This is a genomic window from Actinobaculum sp. oral taxon 183 str. F0552, from assembly GCF_000466165.1.
GTDB lineage: Bacteria > Actinomycetota > Actinomycetes > Actinomycetales > Actinomycetaceae > Peptidiphaga.
This window is the reverse complement of the sequence record NZ_KE951407.1, coordinates 1-19,731: the sequence shown is the minus strand read 5'-3', so window position 1 is coordinate 19,731 and position 19,731 is coordinate 1. Positions and strand designations below refer to the sequence as shown.

At 69.6% G+C, this 19,731-nt stretch carries 20 protein-coding genes; 19 read left to right on the top strand and 1 reads right to left on the bottom strand.

Annotated elements, in window-relative coordinates; translation table 11 throughout:
- The first annotated feature begins 89 nt into the window (after positions 1-89).
- The 18 genes from rho (at position 90) to HMPREF0043_RS01190 (ending at position 17,235) form a co-directional block, all read left to right on the top strand.
- A complete protein-coding gene (gene rho, locus HMPREF0043_RS01275) occupies positions 90-2,123 on the top strand; it encodes a transcription termination factor Rho (protein WP_021600966.1) in 2,034 nt (677 codons plus the stop codon).
- A 999-nt stretch (positions 2,124-3,122) separates the two neighbouring features.
- Positions 3,123-3,341 carry a 50S ribosomal protein L31 gene (gene rpmE / locus HMPREF0043_RS01270; protein ID WP_021600965.1) on the top strand — a complete coding sequence of 73 codons (219 nt, stop codon included), beginning with the start codon at positions 3,123-3,125 and terminating at the stop codon, positions 3,339-3,341.
- An 834-nt stretch (positions 3,342-4,175) separates the two neighbouring features.
- Positions 4,176-5,246: a peptide chain release factor 1 gene (gene prfA, locus HMPREF0043_RS01265; RefSeq protein WP_040317577.1), complete on the top strand. Its 1,071-nt coding sequence runs from the start codon at positions 4,176-4,178 to the stop codon at positions 5,244-5,246.
- A 296-nt stretch (positions 5,247-5,542) separates the two neighbouring features.
- Entirely contained in the window at positions 5,543-6,427 is an 885-nt protein-coding gene (gene prmC / locus HMPREF0043_RS01260) for a peptide chain release factor N(5)-glutamine methyltransferase (RefSeq protein WP_021600963.1), read from the top strand.
- Positions 6,428-6,444: 17 nt separating this feature from the next.
- The gene (locus HMPREF0043_RS01255; RefSeq protein WP_021600962.1) at positions 6,445-7,200 is read left to right on the top strand and encodes an L-threonylcarbamoyladenylate synthase; all 756 of its coding nucleotides are present in this window, start codon (positions 6,445-6,447) and stop codon (positions 7,198-7,200) included.
- Positions 7,200-8,351 carry an MraY family glycosyltransferase gene (locus tag HMPREF0043_RS01250; RefSeq protein ID WP_021600961.1) on the top strand — a complete coding sequence of 384 codons (1,152 nt, stop codon included), beginning with the start codon at positions 7,200-7,202 and terminating at the stop codon, positions 8,349-8,351. Before HMPREF0043_RS01255 ends, HMPREF0043_RS01250 begins: the two co-directional genes overlap by 1 nt.
- A gap of 1 nt (position 8,352) precedes the next feature.
- Positions 8,353-8,829, top strand: a complete 477-nt coding sequence (locus HMPREF0043_RS01245; protein WP_040317562.1) for a hypothetical protein — start codon at positions 8,353-8,355, stop codon at positions 8,827-8,829.
- A 110-nt stretch (positions 8,830-8,939) separates the two neighbouring features.
- On the top strand, positions 8,940-9,740 hold the full coding sequence (gene atpB, locus HMPREF0043_RS01240) for a F0F1 ATP synthase subunit A (RefSeq protein ID WP_021600959.1): 801 nt from the start codon (positions 8,940-8,942) through the stop codon (positions 9,738-9,740).
- A 31-nt stretch (positions 9,741-9,771) separates the two neighbouring features.
- A complete protein-coding gene (gene atpE, locus HMPREF0043_RS01235; protein ID WP_021600958.1) occupies positions 9,772-9,981 on the top strand; it encodes an ATP synthase F0 subunit C in 210 nt (69 codons plus the stop codon).
- Between the two features lie 2 nt (positions 9,982-9,983).
- Positions 9,984-10,598: a F0F1 ATP synthase subunit B gene (gene atpF / locus HMPREF0043_RS01230; RefSeq protein ID WP_021600957.1), complete on the top strand. Its 615-nt coding sequence runs from the start codon at positions 9,984-9,986 to the stop codon at positions 10,596-10,598.
- 3 nt (positions 10,599-10,601) lie between these two features.
- Positions 10,602-11,417, top strand: coding sequence for a F0F1 ATP synthase subunit delta (locus HMPREF0043_RS01225; protein ID WP_021600956.1), 816 nt, complete (start codon positions 10,602-10,604; stop codon positions 11,415-11,417).
- Positions 11,418-11,453: 36 nt separating this feature from the next.
- A complete protein-coding gene (atpA, locus tag HMPREF0043_RS01220; RefSeq protein ID WP_021600955.1) occupies positions 11,454-13,085 on the top strand; it encodes a F0F1 ATP synthase subunit alpha in 1,632 nt (543 codons plus the stop codon).
- 2 nt (positions 13,086-13,087) lie between these two features.
- Positions 13,088-14,023, top strand: coding sequence for a F0F1 ATP synthase subunit gamma (locus tag HMPREF0043_RS01215; RefSeq protein WP_021600954.1), 936 nt, complete (start codon positions 13,088-13,090; stop codon positions 14,021-14,023).
- Between the two features lie 20 nt (positions 14,024-14,043).
- A complete protein-coding gene (gene atpD, locus HMPREF0043_RS01210) occupies positions 14,044-15,501 on the top strand; it encodes a F0F1 ATP synthase subunit beta (RefSeq protein WP_021600953.1) in 1,458 nt (485 codons plus the stop codon).
- Positions 15,501-15,782, top strand: a complete 282-nt coding sequence (locus HMPREF0043_RS01205) for a F0F1 ATP synthase subunit epsilon (RefSeq protein ID WP_021600952.1) — start codon at positions 15,501-15,503, stop codon at positions 15,780-15,782. The genes atpD and HMPREF0043_RS01205 overlap by 1 nt, the downstream gene beginning before the upstream one ends.
- A gap of 25 nt (positions 15,783-15,807) precedes the next feature.
- Positions 15,808-16,233: a DUF2550 family protein gene (locus HMPREF0043_RS01200; protein WP_021600951.1), complete on the top strand. Its 426-nt coding sequence runs from the start codon at positions 15,808-15,810 to the stop codon at positions 16,231-16,233.
- 11 nt (positions 16,234-16,244) lie between these two features.
- The gene (gene nucS, locus HMPREF0043_RS01195) at positions 16,245-16,940 is read left to right on the top strand and encodes an endonuclease NucS (RefSeq protein WP_021600950.1); all 696 of its coding nucleotides are present in this window, start codon (positions 16,245-16,247) and stop codon (positions 16,938-16,940) included.
- A gap of 7 nt (positions 16,941-16,947) precedes the next feature.
- Positions 16,948-17,235 carry a hypothetical protein gene (locus tag HMPREF0043_RS01190; RefSeq protein WP_040317561.1) on the top strand — a complete coding sequence of 96 codons (288 nt, stop codon included), beginning with the start codon at positions 16,948-16,950 and terminating at the stop codon, positions 17,233-17,235.
- A 108-nt stretch (positions 17,236-17,343) separates the two neighbouring features.
- Here HMPREF0043_RS01190 and HMPREF0043_RS01185 read toward each other — a convergent pair whose 3' ends face one another.
- Positions 17,344-18,762, bottom strand: a complete 1,419-nt coding sequence (locus HMPREF0043_RS01185; protein ID WP_021600948.1) for a hypothetical protein — start codon at positions 18,760-18,762, stop codon at positions 17,344-17,346.
- A gap of 261 nt (positions 18,763-19,023) precedes the next feature.
- Here HMPREF0043_RS01185 and HMPREF0043_RS01180 point away from each other — a divergent pair.
- The coding region (locus tag HMPREF0043_RS01180) for a hypothetical protein (protein ID WP_021600946.1) at positions 19,024-19,731 on the top strand (708 nt) is incomplete at its 3' end.

The window sequence follows — 19,731 nt, the reverse complement described above, 5'->3', positions numbered from 1 at the left end:
CTTTTCTCCACTACGTTAGATTTCCGGGTGTGCCGGGAATCCGAGGAAGGAACCTCGTGAGTCAAGTCAATCTCGGGGCGATCTCGACCATGCGTCTGCCCGAGCTGAAGGAAGCCGCCAAAGCGCTGGGTCTTCAGATCGACCCCAAGGCCAAAAAGGCTGAAATCGTGGCGGCTATCCGAGGGGTTACAGGCCCAGCCCGCCGCGGGCGGCCGCCGAAATCGAAGAAGGATAGAGCGCAGGCCTCGCTGCAGGTCTCGAAGGCCGCCGAGGAGGCCGCTTCCGCGGTTGAGGCGCCATCGGAGCCGGAGAGCCCGGGGCACGCGGATGAGTCCGCGCACAACGGCGAATCCTCCGCCCGTCCCGAGCCGGAGGGGAGCGGCCAGCCCGAGCCGGAAGAGGGCGCCCAGGCATCACGCACGCCGGACGTCGAACCGGATCGCGACGCCGCTCCGCAGAACGCCGAACCGGCTCAGAATGCGGCCCCGCCGAACGCCCAGCCCGCGTCGAGCGGAGAGGCGGGCGGAACTCCCGCGGACTCGGGCCGCCAGGACGAACAGGGCGGCTCCCGGCAGGGGAAGGCTCAGCCGTTCAACGGCTCCGCCTCGGCGGGCAAAGGCGGCCGGCCGGGGAAGAAGCCCGACAGGAAGCCCGACCCCGCCTCGCTGGACCTCGATCTTCCCGATCCGAAGCCCGAGCGCGAGGTCCTCTCGCGCCGCCAGCGCAGGGAGCGCAACGAGCGCCTCAACAGGAACCGCAACAACCGCTCGGAGATGTCCGCCTCCGACAAGCGCGCGGCCCTCGACGCCATCGGGGAGGCGGCCGAGCGCCGCGCCGGCGGCGGCAACGAGGGCGGCGAACGCGGCCGCGGACGCCGCGAACGCAACAAAAACCGCAGCCGGGATCGCGAAAGCGGGTTCGCCCCGCGGGTTCGCGACGACGAAGAGCTGCTGCCGGTGGCCGGCATCCTGGACTTCGAAGGGAACAACGCGTTCTTGCGCACCGGCGGATACCTCCCCGGCGCCAACGACGCCGCCGTCCCCCAGCAGATCGTCAAGCAGTTCGGGCTCCGCCGCGGCGACGCGATCGTCGGCGCGGTCCGCCCGCGCGGCGAGAACGAGACGAACCACTACAACAACCGCGGGCGCAACCAGAATCGCAAGCACAACGCCTACAACCAGCTGGTCAAGATCGACACGATCAATTCGCTCGACCACGAGCGCTCAGCCCTGCGCCCCGAGTTCAACAAGCTGACCCCGCTCTATCCGCAGGAGATGCTGCACCTGGAGACGACCCCCAAGGCGATGACGCCGCGCGCCATCGACCTCGTCGCCCCGATCGGCAAAGGCCAGCGCGGCCTCATCGTCGCCCCTCCCAAGGCGGGCAAGACGATGGTCATGCAGCAGATCGCCATGGCCATCGCCTCGAACAATCCGCGCGTCCACCTCATGGTCGTCCTCGTCGACGAGCGGCCCGAGGAGGTCACGGACATGAAGCGCCTGGTCAAGGGCGAGGTCATCGCCTCGACCTTCGACCGCCCGGCCTCGGACCACACGATCGTCGCCGAGCTCGCGATCGAGCGGGCGAAGCGACTCGTCGAGCTCGGCCAGGACGTCGTCGTGCTCCTGGATTCGCTGACCCGGCTTTCGCGCGCCTATAACCTTGCGGCGCCGACGTCGGGCCGGATCCTCTCCGGCGGCGTGGACGCGGCGGCTCTCTACCCGCCCAAGAAATTCTTCGGGGCGGCCCGGAACATCGAGGACGGCGGCTCGCTGACGATCATCGCCTCCGCGCTCGTGGAGACGGGGTCGAAGATGGACGAGGTGATCTTCGAGGAGTTCAAGGGCACGGGCAACATGGAACTGCGCTTGTCGCGCCAGCTGGCCGATCGCCGCATTTTCCCCGCCATCGACGTCAACGCCTCCGGTACGCGGCGCGAAGAGCTGCTGTTCGCGACCGAGGAGCTCAAAGTCATCTGGCATCTGCGCCGCGCGCTGGGCACGCTCGACGTGCCGGAGGCTTCGGACTTCCTGCTGGGGCGGCTGCGCAAGACGGAGTCCAACGCGGAGTTCCTCGTGTCGATTATGAAGTCGATGCAGGCCAGCGGGGCGACCGCCGGCTGACGGGGTGCTCGGCGGGGTGTTCGACAGGCGTTCGATGGACGTTTGACGGGCGTTCGATGGGCGACGGGGCCGTTGCCCGCAGGGGGTTAGCGCCGAAATCGACCAACTGGACGCAGCCTGCAAACGGGCCTGCTGCTCGGGATGGTGGTCTGCGGGCTTGTTGCTCGACAGTCGGTTGTGCGGTTGGTTCCAGCGTTGGTCGGCTGGTTGAGTCGCTGACGGGCCTGCGGCCGGCCGTGAATGCAACCGCGACTAGGCGTCGTCGGCCGGCGGTCGAAACTGCCGGCGACTGCGATCTTGATGGATCGACGAAGCGACCCTGATCGAGGTCGGTCGGTGTGGGTGTCGTTCGACCCTCGCCCGCCCAAGGGCGGTCCCGACGCGTGGTTCGTCCCGGTGTTTCGGTTCGGCCGCGCCCGCCCAAGGGCGGTCCGCGTGACGTTCTGCAGATTCGCGGACATCATCCCGTTGCAGGCCTCGCCTTGCTCATGGGGCGGTCAGCCGGGTGGTCTGCGACGTTCTGCGGGTCGTGGACCGTCAACTCGCTAGGCCTCAGGCTTCGCCGTACCCCGGTCGCCTCGCAGTTCCTCGTCTGGCCCCGCTTCGCCTCAGTACCCAGCTTCGCCCTATCTCACGGCCCTTCGCCGCCCCGCCTCACTCCGCCTCGCGGATGCGCGTCGGTGCTTCGCCGTGGCATAATGGCACGTCGGTTTCCGGTTCACCGGTTCGCCGCCGCCTGCCCGCCCGAGAGGCGCCCGGTTCGTGTAGTCGCCTTCAATGGAGCGTTCCCGTCGTGGGACGTCAGCGGAGGGTGTCTCACTCGTCGGCGCTCTGCCGGGCGGCGCACTCTACGCTCTCTACAGGGCGACGCGCTCGTCCGGGGAATAAACCGCTCAAGGCGGGTATTCCACCTCGACGGGTTCGGGCGGCGGGGCGCTCCGCCTGGAGCGGCCCTCGGACTGGACCCGGGACGTCAAACGATCCAAGGAGAAGACCATTATGAAGCAGGGCATCCACCCCGACTACCACGCCGTCAAAGTCACGTGCACTTGCGGCAACGAGTTCGAGACCCGTTCCACCCACGAAGGCGACGAGCTCCGCGTCGATGTGTGCAACGCCTGCCACCCCTTCTATACGGGCAAGCAGAAGATCCTCGACACTGGCGGTCGCGTCGCCCGCTTCGAGGCACGCTACGGCAAGCGCACCAAGTCCAAGTAGGCTCTGCCCGGCATCGACGCAGGCCGTGCCCGTCTTCGCCGACGCCGCTCACCTGCCGATTAGCGATCATGCCGGTGCTGTGTCCTGCCCGCGTGCATGACGGCTCGACTCCGGTCCGACGGGTCAGGTCCGGCGGCCGCAGTCCTGTCCGCATGCGAGGCGGCTCGACCGCACGCACGGGGACTACGGCGCCGAGACGATCGGCCCATCCGCATGCGCGGCGGTTCGACGCCTGCGCGGTCAGTCGGTCGGCCGGGTCCGGTTCCCCTCGGAGAGCTCGACGCACCACCTGGGTGCGCGACGGTCCGCGCGCTTGCGCCCGTCTGCTCACGGGAATCAGCCCGTCGACGGCGCGAGCGAAGCCGCGCGGATTGACCGCGGCCCGGTTCGGACCTGGGCGATGGCTGCTCGACACCAGCCACGAAGGGGTCGAGGCGGCGCAGTCCGGTTCTGGCCTGGGCGATGGGCGATGGATTCGAGCCGGAGAGGTGAGTCCGCGCTGTTGGTCGAGGCCGGGACGGCGGCGATCCGGAAGTGCGGATCCGGATGCGCCGACGCGAGTTCGCGTCGACAGGGCGCATCGACGTCGGCAAGCGTGGAATCGACGCGGATCGGCAAATGGGCGAGTATGGGAACCGATGCGGATCCGCGAGCGCAGACCGTGAGCGATCCGCGAGCATGGCGCGCATGAGCCGGAAGCGTGGAAGCGCTGCCCGGGATGCGCAGGCAGGGTTCGGCCGGGATTCGGCCGAGTCGGGGATCCGAGGAGGAAACGTGAGCGATAGGGGCGGCAGGAAGGCCGAAGGGGACAAGCGGATCGAGCTCGCCGAGCAGATGCTCGACGAATACCGCCGAGTCGAGGTTGACATGTCCAGCCCCGCCGTGCTCGCCTCGCCTGAGAAGATGAGGGCTTTGGGGCGCCGCTACGCCGAATTGGGGAGGGTCGCGCGCGTCTACGGAGCATTCCTCGCGGCCCGCGCCGACTTGGACGAGGCGCGCGAGATCGTCGGGCTCGGAGGAGAGGACGCCGAGCTCTTCCGCCCCGAGATACCCGGCCTGGAGGAGGCCTTCGCCCAGGCCGAGTCGGCCCTTAAGGACGCGCTCATCCCCCGGGACCCCGACGACGCCCGCGACGCCATCGTCGAGGTGAAGGCCGGCGCCGGCGGCGAGGAGTCCGCCCTCTTCGCCGGAGACCTCCTGCGCATGTACCAGCGCTACGCCGAGGCCAAGGGCTGGATCACGCAGATCCTCGGCTCCATGCCGAGCGAACTGGGCGGGTACAAGGACGTTCAGATGGCGGTGCGCCTGCGCCACGCTCCCGAGGACCCGGCCGACGGCGTGTGGGCGCACCTCAAGTACGAGGCTGGAGTCCACCGCGTCCAGCGCATCCCCGTCACCGAATCGCAAGGCCGCATACACACGTCCGCGGCGGGGGTGCTCGTCTTCGCGGAGGTCGACGACCCCGGCGAAGTCGAGATCGCCGACGCCGACATCCGCGTCGACGTCTTCCGCTCCTCCGGCCCGGGCGGGCAGTCCGTCAACACAACGGATTCCGCCGTGCGCATCACGCATATTCCCACCGGCTTGGTCGTCTCCTGCCAGGACGAGAAGTCGCAGATCAAGAACCGCGAGTCGGCCATGCGCGTGCTCCGCGCGCGCCTGCGCCAGATCCAGCTGGAGCGTCAGGCCGAGGAGAACGCCGCCATGCGCCGCTCACAGGTCCGCACCGTCGACCGTTCCGAACGGATACGCACGTACAACTTCCCCGAGAACCGGGTCTCCGACCACCGCACGGGGTACAAGGCCCACAACCTCGACCAGGTCCTCGCCGGGGACCTCGAGCCGCTCATCGATTCGGCCCGCCGGATGGACGAGGCCGAGCGCATCGCCGCAGCCGAAGGCTGACTGGCCGGGCCCGGCAGACGCCCGCGGCCGAGACTGCGATGCGCGGCCGAAGCCGGCGACGGCGGACCGCCGGACGGCGGGAAGGCCGCATCGCGGACGCCCGCGAGTGCGCAGCCCGAAGCTCGACGGGGAGAGACCCGGCAGACGGCCCCGGCGAGGAGAGGCCCGAGGACCCGGAGCCGTGGGCAGCCGTGAGGCCGCACCGCGACAGGACGCGAAGCGAGTCGGAGCCGCGGCTGACTGGCGCGATTAGAGAACCGCGGCCGATTGGGAAAGTTGGAAGGGTAGTGGACCGAATGGGCTGGAACATGCTCGTCTTGGAGGCGACCGGCCGCTTGGCCGCCGTCGGAATCGACTCCCCGGCGTCCGACGCCCGGGAACTCGCCGAGCATGTCGCGGGCGAGAGGCTCGCCGTCGCCGCGGGTCCGACGCCCGAGCAGGAGAAGGCCTACCGCGGGCTCGTCGCGCGCAGGTGCGCCCGCGAACCCCTCCAGCACGTGACCGGCACGATGTACTTCCGCTTCCTCACGCTCGCCTGCACTCCCGAGGCCTTCATCGTGCGGCCCGAAACCGAGATGGTGGCGGGCGAGGCCATCGACGCCGCCCGCGAGGCCCTCGACGAACGCGGCGCGGCCACGGTCGTCGACCTGTGCACCGGCAGCGGGGCCATCGCCATAGCGGTCGCGACCGAAGTGCCGCGGGCCGAGGTGATCGGGGTCGAGAAGTCGCCCGGGGCGCTCGCCCTGGCGCAGCGGAACAACGCGGAATACGGCGGCCGCGTCAGACTCGTGGAGGGCGACGCCCGGGTGGCGCTGCGCGAGGAGGACGGCGGCGTGGACGTCGTCGTGGCCAACCCGCCGTACGTGTCGCCGCATCTGCGCCTGAGCCCGGAGGTCGAAGCCGACCCCGCCATGTCCCTGTGGGGGGGAGGCCCCGAGGGCCTCGACATGCCGCGCGCCGTCGTCGCACGCGCCGCCAGGCTCCTCAGGCCCGGAGGCGTCCTCGTCATGGAGCACGCGGAGAATCAGGCGAAGGCCCTGCGCGACGCGGCCTGGACTCGGGGTTTCTCCCTGGCCAGAACCGGGGCCGACCTGACCGGACGCCCCCGGTGGCTGTGGGCCCGGATGCCGCCGGCCGAGCTGATCGGCCGGCGGGCTGATCGGCCAGTCGGACTAAGCTAGTCGCGGAAGGAGCGAGAATGGGCAGTACGCGAACGGCAGGCACTTGCCGGGAGAAGGGCGGCGTGGAGGCGAATCCCGCTCTGAAGCGGGGGGGCGGCGGATCGGCGCCCGGCGCGCTCGCCTCGCAGGCCGCAGCGGGCACTTCGCAGGTTGCGGACGGCGCCTCGCGGCCCGCGGCGGAGGCGATCGACGCGGCGGTGCGCGCCATCCGCGCGGGAGAGCTCGTCGTGCTGCCGACCGACACCGTCTACGGGCTCGGCGCCGACCCTCGCGAGGAAGCCGCCGTCGACCGCCTCCTGACCGCCAAGGGCCGCGGCCGCGACAAGCCCTCGCCGGTGCTCGTGGCCTCCCTCGGGCAGGCGGAGGGCCTAGTCGAGCGCATCCCCGACGCGGCGGCCGCCCTCATGCGCGCCCACTGGCCGGGCGCCCTCACCCTCGTCCTGCCGGCGCGGCAGCTGGGATGGGACCTGGGAGAGACGAACGGGACCGTCGCGCTGCGCATGCCCGGCCATCCCGTGGCGCTGTCCCTTCTGCGCCGAACCGGGCCTCTGGCCGTCTCCTCGGCGAACCTCACGGGCCGGCCCCCCGCCACCAGCGTCGCCCAGGCGCGCGAGCAGCTCGGTGAGGCGGTGAGCGTCTACCTCGACGGCGGCGAGTGCCGCGGCGGCGCGCCCTCGACGATCGTCGGCTTCGACGGCGCGCGGATCCGCCTGTACCGCGAAGGCGCGGTCTCCCGGAGCGACCTCTCGCTCGTCGGGGAGGTGGCGGGCTAGTGCGCGTCTACCTGCTCATCATGATGGTCGCGGCGGCCGTCACCTTCGTCCTGGTCCCCGTCGCCAAGCGCCTGGCCCTGGCCCTGGGGGCGATCACCCAGGTGCGGGCCCGGGACGTGCACACCATCCCGATTCCCCGACTCGGCGGAGTCGCCATGTACGCGGGCTTCGTCGTGGCCTTCCTCGTCGCCTCGCAGATCCCCTACCTGGCGAAGGTCTTCGCCTTCGGGTCGGCTGCCTGGGGCGTGCTCGTCGGCGCGGGCCTCATGTGCCTGGTGGGCGCCGTCGACGACGTGTGGGAGCTCGACTGGTACGCCAAGCTCGCCGGCGAGATCCTCGCGGCGGGCGTCATGGCCTGGCAGGGCGTCCAGCTCGTCACCGTGCCGCTCATGGGCGTGACGGCCGGCTCGCCGCGCCTGACGATCTTCGTGACCATCGTCGCCGTCGTGCTCGTGGCCAACGCGGTGAACTTCGTCGACGGGCTCGACGGACTGGCCGCGGGCATCGCGGGGATCGCCGCCCTGGCCTTCTTCTTCTACTCCTACACGCTCACGCGCAACGCCTCCCCGGACGACTACGCCTCCGTGGCCTGCGTCGTGGTCGCGGCGCTCGTAGGGATATGCGCCGGCTTCCTGCCGCACAACTTCCACCCCGCCCGCATCTTCATGGGGGATTCGGGGGCCCTCACGCTCGGCGTGCTCATCGCGGCCGCGGGCATCCTCGTGACCGGCCAGATCGACCCCGCCAACGCGTCGGTCGGCTACCAGCTCCCGGCCATCATGCCGCTCATCGTCCCCGCCGCGGTGATCCTCCTGCCGCTCATCGACCTCGTGTGGGCGGTCGTCCGGCGGGTCTCCCGCGGCCAGTCGCCCTTCCACGCCGACGCCGGGCACCTCCACCACCGCCTGCTGCGCCTGGGGCACTCGCACACCGGCGCCGTCCTCGTCCTGTACATGTGGGCGACGATGGCCTCCTTCACCTGCGTCGCCCTCGTCCGGTATCCGGCCACGACGGTCGGGCCGGCGGCGATCGCCCTGTCCCTCGTGGGCGTGATCGTCACCGCCCGCCAGTTCCGCCCGCGCAGGTTCCGCCGCAACGGGAACGGCCGCGTCGACGCCACCACGCGGATCCCCGCCTCCGAGGCGAAGTGACGTGGGCGGCCGTGCGCGCGGCGCCGGGAGGCCGGCTTCGACCGGGCGCGGGTCGGCGTCGCCCGGCGCCGACGGCTCCGGGGTGCTGCTGCGCGTGGCGGCCTGGAATGCGGGAGTCGTCGGGGGAGCCGGGTCGGCGGTCGCCGTGGCCTTCGCCGCGGCCGGTCGCGCCGCGGCCGCCGCGGGGATCGGGATCGGGGCGTGGCTCGTCGCCGGATCGGCGGCGCTGTCGGCCGCGGTCGCCGGGCGCGCCGGCCACGCGGGCGCGGCGGCCGGCTTCGCCTACGCGGTCAAGCTCCTGCTCCTCGTCGGGGTGGCCTTCGCCGCCTCAAGGATCGGGTCGGTCGACCGCCTCGCCCTGCTGGCGGCGGTCGCCGTCGGCCTCGTCGTCTCCCTGGCGGTCGACGCGCTTGTCGTCTTGCTCTCACGCCAATCGGACTTTCGTGAAACCCATGACGACGACAGCCAGCCGCGGTAACATAAGATCGTCTATGCCTCGCGGGGCTTGTATTTCTTCTATAGCATTGAACGGGCGCCGTCAGCGACGCTGAGCCGAGAGTGAAGGAGCACGGAGTGGCACACGCGGTCATGGCAACGGCGGCAGGCTCGGTCCTCGCTTCGGGGGACGGCGGCTTCGAAGCGCCCAAGTTCAGCGTCTTCTCGCCGGAGCCCTTCCTCTTCAAGGGAACTCCCTTCGAGATCAACCAGATCGTCTTCGTCCGCCTCGTCGCCACCCTGGCGTTCGTCGTGGTCTTCACCCTGTACGCGAAGCGGGCCCGCCTGGTGCCCGGGCGCGCCCAGGGGGTGGTCGAGTCCATGCTCGAGTTCTCCAAGCGCCAGGTCGGCGAGGAGATCCTGGGGGAGAGGGCCAAGCCTTACCAGCCTCTGCTCGCCACGGTCTTCCTGGGGCTGCTCTTCATGAACATCACGGGCGTGATCCCCGGGCTGCAGATCGCCTCGACCTCGATCGTCGGCATGCCCCTCGTCTACGCCCTCGTCGCATACGTCGGCTTCATCTACGCCGGGATCAAGGCCAACGGGTTCGGCCGCTTCTTCAAGGAGCAGCTCTTCCCCCCCGGCGTGCCCAAGCCCATCTACATCCTCATGACGCCGATCGAGCTCCTGTCGACCTTCGTCATCCGCCCCGTCACCCTGACCATCCGACTCCTGGCCAACATGATCTCGGGGCACCTGCTCCTTCTGCTGTGCTTCGTCGGAACGCACTACCTCTACCTGTCGCTGAGCGGAGGGCTGGGGATCTCCCTGGGCTCGCTCACCCTCCTCGCCGGGATCGTCTTCACGCTCTTCGAAGCCTTCGTCGCCGCCCTCCAGGCCTACATCTTCGCCCTGCTGACGGCCGCGTACATCTCCCTGTCCATCGAACACTGATCCATCAACCAAACCAGCAAAGGAACTCAAAATGAGCGGTAACATCGCCACCATCGGTTACGGACTCGCTGCCCTCGGCCCCGGCATCGGCATCGGCCTCATCGGCGCCAAGAACCAGGAAGCCACCGCTCGCCAGCCCGAGCTCAAGGGCTACCTGCGCGTCAACATGTTCCTGTCCATCGCCTTCACCGAGGCCCTCGGCCTGCTGGGCTTCGTGGCCGGCTTCGCCTTCGCCGCCTGATCATGATCGTCGACGCAGCTGAGAAGACACCCCTGCCCATCCTGCCGGAAGTGCCGGACCTGGTCTGGGGCTCAGTGTCGTTCGTCATCGTCGCCCTGGTGATCTTCAAACTCGCCTGGCCGACCTTCACCCGCACGCTCGACGAGCGCACTCGGAAGATCGACGAGGGGCTCAACGCGGCCGCCCGCGCCCGGGACGAGGTCGCACAGGAGCGGGCGGCCCTGTCTGACGAGATCGACCAGGCCCACCGGGAGGCCGCCCAGATCCGCGAGAAGGCGCAGGCCAACGCCGTTGCCATCGTCGACGAGGCGAAGAAGGCGGCGGGCGTGGAGGCCTCTCGCGTGACGGAGGCGGCCCAGCGCCAGATAGCCGCCGACACCCAGATCGCCAAGGCCCAGCTGCGCCGCGACGTCGGATCCCTGGCCACGGAGCTGGCCGGGCGCATCGTCGGGCGGCAGGTGCTCGACCCGAAGGTATCCCAGACGGTCGTCGACGGCTTCCTCGACGAGCTCGAGGCCGACGTGGCCGCGCCGGCCGGCGCGGCTTCCCAGGGAGGTGCCGCGAACGGCGCGGGATCGCGCGACGCGGGGCGGACGAAGGGCGACGGGAGGAACTGACCGATGCGCGCTGCCAGTCAGGAGGCCCTGGACAGGGCACGCGACCGCTGGGAGGCCGTCCTGCGGGAGTCCTCCGGGAGCGAGACCGAATTCGGGATCCAGCTTTTCGCCGTCGCGGACCTCTTCCGGGGCGAGGGCGCCCTGTGCCGCGCCTTGAACGACGCCAACCGCAGCTCGGACGACCGCGGCGCGCTGGCCTCGCGGCTCCTCGACGGGAAGGTCGGCGGCTGCGTGCGCGACCTCGTCGTCGGCCTCGTCCGCGAGAGATGGGCTCAGGACGCCGACCTCCTGGACGCCCTGGAAGAGCTCGGAGTCGATTCCGTCCTGGCCGGCGCGCAGCGCTGCAAACGCCTGGGGGCGACCGAGGAGGAGCTCTACCGCCTCATGCGCCTGCTGGCGGACGAGCGCTCTCTGCGCCTGACGCTCTCGGACGAGTCGCTTCCGGCCTCGCGCCGGGTGCGCCTGGCCTCCTCGCTGTGGGCGCAGTCCCTGGGCCCGGAGACCCTGGCCCTGGCCCTCCGGGCCGTCGAGCGGGTGCCCCTGCCCACGCTCGCCTCCTCGCTGCGGGCGTACGTCGACGCCGCCGCCGCGCGCCAGAGCAGGCTCGTGGCCGCCGTGACGGTCGCCTCGCCTCTGAGCAGGGCCCAGGAGGAGCGCCTGACTCGCATCCTCTCCGCGAAGTACGGCGGAGACGTCTCGCTGCACGTCTCGGTCTCGCCCGACGTGGTCGGCGGCATGCGCATCCGCATCGGCGACGACGTCGTCGACGCGACGCTCGCCACACGAATCAAGGGCGTCTCGGACGCCATCGGAAAGTAAAAGCAACTGGGAACCCCCACGACGAAGGAATGATGAATGCCTGAGCTGACAATCCGGCCCGAGGAGATCCGGGCGGCGCTCGACAACTTCGTGAGCTCCTACGAGCCCGCCGAATCCACGGGCGAGGAGGTAGGCCACGTCACCCTGACCGCCGACGGCATCGCGCGCGTCGAGGGCCTGCCCGGGACGATGGCCAACGAACTCCTCACCTTCGAAGACGGCACCCTCGGCCTGGCCATGAACCTCGAGGAACGGGAGATCGGCGTCGTCGTCCTCGGCGAGTTCTCGGGCATCCAGGAGGGCCAAGAGGTGCGCCGCACGGGAGACGTCCTGTCCGTCCCCGTCGGCGAGGGCTATCTGGGCCGCACCGTCGACCCGCTCGGCAAGCCCATCGACGGGCTGGGCGAGATCCAGGGCGTCGAGGGCCGCCGCGCACTGGAGCTCCAGGCTCCGGGCGTCATGATGCGCAAGTCCGTCCACGAGCCGCTGCAGACCGGGCTGAAGTCGATCGACGCGATGATCCCCATCGGCCGCGGGCAGCGGCAGCTCATCATCGGAGACCGCCAGACCGGCAAGACGGCCCTGGCCATCGACACGATCCTCAATCAGAAGACCGAATGGGAGACCGGCGACCCGAAGAGGCAGGTGCGCTGCATCTACGTGGCCATCGGCCAGAAGGGCTCGACCATCGCCTCGGTGCGCTCCGCCCTGGAGAAGGGCGGCGCCATGGAGTACACAACGATCGTCGCCTCCCCGGCTTCCGACCCGGCGGGCTTCAAATACCTCGCCCCGTACACCGGGTCGGCCATCGGGCAGCACTGGATGTACGGCGGCAAGCACGTGCTCATCGTCTTCGACGACCTGTCCAAGCAGGCCGAGGCCTACCGGGCCGTCTCCCTCCTCCTGCGCCGTCCGCCGGGCCGCGAAGCCTATCCGGGCGACGTCTTCTACCTGCACTCGCGTCTGCTGGAGCGCTGCGCCAAGCTCTCCGACGACCTCGGCGGCGGCTCGATGACGGGCCTGCCGCTCATCGAGACGAAGGCCAACGACGTCTCGGCCTACATCCCCACCAACGTCATCTCGATCACCGACGGGCAGATCTTCCTCCAGTCGGACCTCTTCAACGCCAACCAGCGCCCGGCGGTGGACGTGGGCATCTCCGTCTCCCGCGTCGGCGGCGACGCCCAGATCAAGGCGATGAAGAAAGTCGCCGGAACCCTGAAGATCACGCTCGCCCAGTACCGGGCGCAGGCGGCCTTCGCCATGTTCGCCTCCGACCTCGACGCGACCACGCGCCAGCAGCTGACCAGGGGCGAGCGCCTCATGGAGCTCCTCAAACAGCCCCAGTACACGCCGTACACCGCCGAGGACCAGGTGGTCTCGGTGTGGGCCGGGACGCAGGGCTACCTCGACGACGTCCCGCTCGACCTCGTCCACGCCTACGAGGCGGGCCTGCTCGACTACGTCCGCCACAACACGAAGGCGCCGGAGACGATCGCCCAGACCGGCAGGCTCGAAGAGGACACCGAGGAGGAGTTGAGACGGGCCGTCGAGGAGTACACCCGCAACTTCCTCGTCTCCCAGGGCCTGGTCGCCGAGGAGGAGCCCGGCGACCAGGTCGAAGCCGAGGTCGCCCGCGAGCGGATCGTGCGCGCGAAGCGGGGCTGACGGTGGCCGGAGCACAGAGGATCTTCAAGGAGAAGATCAGAACGACCTCCACTCTGGAGAAGGTGTTCAGGGCCATGGAGCTCATCGCGGCGTCGCGCATCGCCAAGGCGCGCAACGCCGCCGAGGGCTTGGACCCCTACACCCGCGCCCTCACCCGGTCGATAGCCGCCGTCGCCCTGCACGACTCCGAGTCGGATCACCCGATGCTCACCGAGCGCACGGACACGAACAGGGTCGCAGTGCTCGTCGTCACCTCGGATCGCGGTATGGCCGGCGCCTACTCCTCTTCCGTGCTGCGCGAGGCCGATCGCCTGGTGGGCCAGCTGCGGGAGGAGGGGCGCGACCCCGTCCTGTACGTGTGCGGGCGCCGGGGCGAGTCCTACTACCGCTTCCGCGGCGTCGAGGTCGTCAAGTCGTGGACCGGGGAGTCCGACAACCCGAGCATCGCGATGTCCGACGACGTCGCCTCGACCCTCCTCCGCCGCTACCTCGCTCCGGCCGACGACGGCGGGGTCGCGGAGCTCATCGTCGTGTGCACGCGCTTCGTCTCGATGGTCTCCCAGGTCGTCCAGGTCCGCCACATGCTGCCCCTGGAGGTCGTCGAGGCCGAGGCCGAGGAGGCCGAGCCCGCGGCCGTCGACGAGCTCGGCGACCCGGTGGCCGCGGCCCGGCCGCTCTACGAGTTCGAGCCCTCCGCCGAGGAGGTCTTCGACACCCTCTTGCCGATGTACGTCAGCCAGCGCATTCGCTCTGTGCTGCTCATGGCCGCCGCCTCCGAGCTGGCCGCGCGACAGCAGGCGATGCACTCGGCCACGGAGAACGCCCAGAAGCTCATCGAGGACTACACCCGCATGGCCAACAACGCCCGCCAGGCGGAGATCACCACAGAGATCACTGAAATCGTCTCGGGCGCAGACGCGCTCAAGCAGGACGCGTAAACCCGCCGCGAAGGAGAGACATGACCGCCACGCTCGTATCCACCCCCGGAACCGGACGCATCGTCCAGGTCATCGGCGCCATCGTCGACGTCGAGTTCCCGGCCGACTCCCTGCCGGAGATCAACAACGCATTGACGACCCACGTCGACCTGTCCACCCAGGGCGAGGGCGAGAACTCCTACGAGATGCCGCTGGAGGTCGCCCAGCACCTCGGAGACAACATCGTCCGATGCATCGCCATGAAGCCGACCGACGGGCTCGTGCGCGGCGCCGTCGTCACCGACACGGGGGCCCCCATCGTCGTCCCCGTCGGAGACGTGACCAAGGGCCACGTGTTCAACGTGTTCGGCGAGTGCCTCAACCTCGACGGCGACGAGCCCCTTCAGGTCGAGGAGCGCTGGCCGATCCACCGCAAGCCGCCGGCCTTCGACGAGCTCGAGCCCGAGACGCGGATGTTCCAGACGGGGATCAAGGTCATCGACCTGCTCACCCCCTACGTCCAGGGCGGCAAGATCGGCCTGTTCGGCGGTGCCGGCGTCGGAAAGACGGTCCTCATCCAGGAGATGATCCAGCGCGTGGCCCAGGACCACGACGGCGTCTCCGTGTTCGCGGGAGTGGGGGAGCGCACCCGCGAAGGCAACGACCTCATCCGCGAGATGGGCGAGGCCGGGGTCCTCGACAAGACCGCCCTCGTCTTCGGCCAGATGGACGAGCCGCCGGGCGTGCGCCTGCGCGTGGCGCTGTCCGGCCTGACCATGGCCGAGTACTTCCGCGACGTCGAAAACCAGGATGTCCTCCTTTTCATCGACAACATCTTCCGTTTCACCCAGGCGGGCTCGGAGGTCTCCACCCTGCTGGGCCGCATGCCCTCGGCCGTCGGGTACCAGCCGACCCTTGCCGACGAGATGGGCGCCCTTCAGGAGCGCATCACCTCCACGCGGGGGCATTCGATCACCTCGCTGCAGGCGATCTACGTGCCCGCCGACGACTACACCGACCCCGCTCCGGCCACGACCTTCGCCCACCTGGACGCCACGACCCAGCTCTCCCGCGAGATCGCCTCGCGCGGCCTGTATCCGGCCGTCGACCCGCTGACCTCCACCTCGCGCATCCTCGACCCGCAGATCGTGGGCCAGGCGCACTACGACGTCGCCACCCGCGTCAAGGCCATCCTCCAGAAGAACAAAGAGCTGCAGGACATCATCTCCATCCTCGGCGTCGACGAACTCTCCGAGGAGGACAAGGTCACGGTTGCCAGGGCCCGGCGCATCCAGCAGTACCTGTCGCAGAACACCTACACGGCTGTGAAGTTCACGGGCGTGGAGGGCTCGACCGTGCCGGTGGACGAGACCGTCGAGGCCTTCCGCCGCCTGGCGGACGGCGAATACGACCACATCCCCGAGCAGGCCTTCTTCAACATCGGCGGAATCGAGGACATCGAGCGGGCGTGGCACAAGCTTGAGAAGGAGCAGGGCTGATGCCCGCGGACGCGGCGCTCATGAAGGTCGAGATCGTCGACAGGAGGGGACGCGTGTGGGCCGGAGAGTCCGGGCACGTCTCCGTGCCGTCCCACGACGGCGCCATGGGCGTCCTTCCGGGGCACACGCCGCTCATGGCCCTCCTGAGCCCCGGAAGGGTCGAAGTCCTCCAGGGCGACGGCCGCCACCTCGTCTTCGAAGTCGACGGGGGCTTCGTCACCGTCGACGAGGACCTCGTGTACGTGGTCGTCGAGCAGTCCGACAAGGGGCATTCGGAGTAGGGTCGAAAGACACGAGAGGAGGCATATGGGTCCACTGGGGTACGTGTCCGCGATCCTGTGCGCCGCGCTGGTCTTCGCCCTGCTCGTGGTGATCGCCTATACGCTGCGGCTGCGCGCCCTCCTGTCCAAGTACGGCGCCGTCCAGTGCGCCCTGCGGCCCATCGGCGGGCGGTGGCGGACCGGCATCGCGACCTTCCAGGGGCACGCGATCGTCTGGTACCCCCGCAAGGCCGCCAACCTCAAGCCCGCCTTCGTGTTCTCCCGCGAAGGCCTCGAACTCGCGGGAAGCCACAGGGTGCCGTCCGACGCCGGTTCGCCAGAGATGTCGATCGTGGACATCTCCTCCGGCGGGAGACGCTACGAGCTGTTCATGCCCACCCTCGCGTTCGCGGGACTCGTCTCCTGGATCGACGCGGCGGCCCCCTCGGAAGAGCCGACCGACCTCGGGTAGGCTTGCTCGGTATGCGCGTCGTTTTCGCTGAATGCTCCGTGGACTACTCCGGCCGCCTCGATGCACACCTCGACAGGGCGGCCAGGCTCCTGATGGTCAAAGCCGACGGCTCGGTGCTCGTCCACGCCGACGGCGGCTCGTACAAGCCGTTGAACTGGATGAGCGCCCCGTGCTCCCTGAAGGTCCGCACTCCCACCGACGTCGAAGCCGAGGAGGGGGTCGCCGAGGTGTGGGAGGTCAGCCACAGGAAGGCCGACGGCAGGCTCGTCGTCCGGATCTACGACGTCCTCGGCGATCACAGCATGGACTTGGGCGCAGAGCCCGGGTTGGTCAAGGACGGCGTCGAGGCGCATCTGCAGAGGCTGCTCGCCGAACAGGTCGAGCGCGTAGGGGAGGGGGTCAGCCTCGTCCGCCGCGAATTCCCGACGCCGATCGGACCCGTGGACCTCATGCTCCGCGACGGGGAGGGCGGCCACATCGCCGTGGAGGTCAAGCGGCGGGGCGAGATCGACGGGGTCGAACAGCTGACGCGCTACCTCGACCTGCTCGGGCGCGACCCGCTCCTGACTCCGCTGCGCGGAGTCTTCGCCGCGCAGGAGATCAAGCCCCAGGCCCGGGTGCTCGCCGAGGACCGGGGGATCGACTGCCTCGTCCTCGACTACGACGAGATGCGCGGGCTCGACAACCCCGAAGACCGCCTCTTCTAGGGCTGCGATGCGACGATCGAAGAAGCACTCCAGGCCTTTCCGCCCGATCGACGAACGGGCGGCTATGGGCGGCGTCAGACGCGAGACGGGCCGGGACGGAGTCGAATACAAGGTCCGCCGCATCCCTTCGGGCGCCAAGGACTACGTGTGCCCGGACTGCAACCAGAGGATCCCCGCCGGCCAGGACCACGTCGTCGTGTGGACCGAGGACACGCTGTGGGGAGCCCAGTACGGCATCGACTCGCGCAGGCACTGGCACTCCTCCTGCTGGCGGAGGTACCGCGCACGCGTGTGAGACACGCCTGCACCGCCACGGCTCCCGTCGGTATCGCGGATGCGTAAGACGCACCCGCATGCGTGAGGGCCCGGAACGCTCCGAGCCCTCACGCGCATTCGCGGTTTCTCAGCTGACCTTCTTGATGGCCGGCTTCGACCCCTTGGCGCTCTTCGCCTTCTTGGCGTTCTTCGCCTCGGCGGGCTTGGCGTCCTTCGGCGTCTTCTTCGCCTCAGGCTCCTTCTTCGCCTCGGCGGGAGCGGGCTCGGCGTCCTCGACCGGTGCGTCCTCGACCGCCTCGACGACCGCCTCGTCCTCGCCGGCGTCGCCGCCTTCCGCGACCTCGTCCATCCACGCCGGCCGCTGCGCGGCGACCGGGGCGGGCTTCAGCCCCGCGGCCTCCATGATGTTGGAGAGCACCAGCCCCGACTCGTTGGGGGCGAGCATGGCGCGCATGTCGTCCAGATAGGACGTCAGGGCGTCGCACTGCGCCTGGAGCGAAGCGACGTGCTCGTCCGCCTCGGCGGTGCGCGCGGCGGCCTTCGTCGCAGCGGCCTGGCGGATGCGCTGGGCCTCCTCGCGCGCGGCCGACAGGAGCTCCTCGGCCTCGTGCTGGGAGTCGGCGATCCTCGTGGCCGCTTCCCGCTTGCTCGACTCCGTCAGGGCTGTCGCGCGCTGGGTGGCGATGACCAGGCGACGCTCGGCGTCCTCGGCGCGGGATTCGGCGTCGGCGACCATGTTCTCGGTCTGGCGGCGGGCTTCGGCGTCAGCCGCGGCGCGCTCGGAGGCAGCCTCCTCGCGCATGGTCGTCACCTCTCGATTGGCGGCGGCCCTCAGGGCGGCGACCTCCTCGTTGGCCTCGGTGCGCAGGCGGTTGACCTCGCGTTCGGTCTCGGCGCGCAGCGTGGACATCTCCTGCTCGGTCGACGTGCGCATGTCCGCCAACTCGGCGTCCAGGCCCGCCTTCATGTGCTCGATCTCGTGGGCGGTCTGCGAGCGGAGCGTGGAGGACTCGTTGGTCGCCAGCGCCCGGACGCGGTCGGCCTCGCGCTCGGCCGAGGAGACGAGCTCCTCCGCCGTGTGCTGGGCATTCGCGGACAGCGCATCCGCCTCTTTGCGTGAATTGTTGCGGAGCTGTTCGGCTGCGGAGCGCGCCTTGGCGAGCGTCTCCTGGGCTTCGGACTCGGAGGAGGCGGCCAACTCGGCGGCCTGGGCCTGGGCGCGCGAGACGATGGCCCGTGCGTCCGCATTGGCCTGGGCCATGACGTCCATGGCCTGCTTCTCCGTCGAGCGGAGAAGGCGTTCGACGCGCGATCCGAGGCCTCCGTAGCTCGGCCGGTCGTTCTCCCGCAGTTGGCGCTGCGTGTCTGCGAGCTCTCCCGAGAGCCGCAGGACCTTCGAGTCGAGGTTGGACACCTGCGTGCGTGCTTCGTCCAGTTTCTCCTGAGTTTCCTCGAGCTGTACCTCGAACGAGTGGATCTGCTCGTCGACCTGAGCCCGGTCGTATCCACGGCGCACGACGGGGAATCGTGCGATTTCCTCAACCATTGTTTGGCCTTTCCAGATTGTGGCAGGGGGGTGTGTAGGCGCCGGCAACTCGTGCACATGGCTGAGAGACTCGGCTTCATCCCAACATGACTAGAATACGAGGAAGGAGGGTGATGTACCTAACCCGTTCCAGTGAATGTGAGACGGTATCGTTATTGAAACGTTATAAACTGAGGGTTGACGTTCCCGGGCGGACCGCCGCCGCGACGGCCGGCCTCACGACACACACGCGGAACACCTTCGGATGACGAGAGGGAGAATATGCGAAAGATCGCCGGCATCGCGCTATGCGTACTGGGCCTCATCGTTGCGATAGCGGGTTTTGCCACGGGAATACTGGGCAAGTCCGACGGCGAGGCCAAGGCCGTGGCCAAGGGTGGATCGACGCCTTACGTCTACACCGCGCCCGGCGTCCTAGACGCCGCCGACTCGAAAGTCAAGGTGCGAGTGGCCAGTGTGGATGGATCCAATGTCACTGTGGCGTTCGGAACTTCCCAGGACGTGGAGGCCTGGGTCAAGGGCGTCAAAGCGACCCGCATCACGGGTCTGAAGAGCTGGAAGGAGCTTGCGACCAAGAGCTCGCAGGGAACCGTGGAGGGGATCCCTGCGCTCAAGGACTCGGACATGTGGTTGGAGACCAAGACCGGCGGGAAGGTCGTCGAGGCCGTCTACGACGTCAACAAGCCGGGAGCCATCTCGCTCATCGCCACGACGGACAAGGGCAAGGCCCCGGAGGTCTCCCTGACGTGGCAGCTCGAGGAGAAGCGCCCGACCACCGTGCCCGTCATGGTCATCGGAGTCTTGCTCGCGCTCCTCGGCGTCGTGCTGCTCGTCCTGGCGGCTCAGGACGGGCGCCGGCGGAAGGAGCGCCTGGCGGTGCGCGAGCGCAAGGAAGCCCGCCGCGCGGCCAGGGCCGGCGCGGCCACGACGGTCTTGCCCTCGGCGGGCGGGTCGCGCGGACGGGACGGC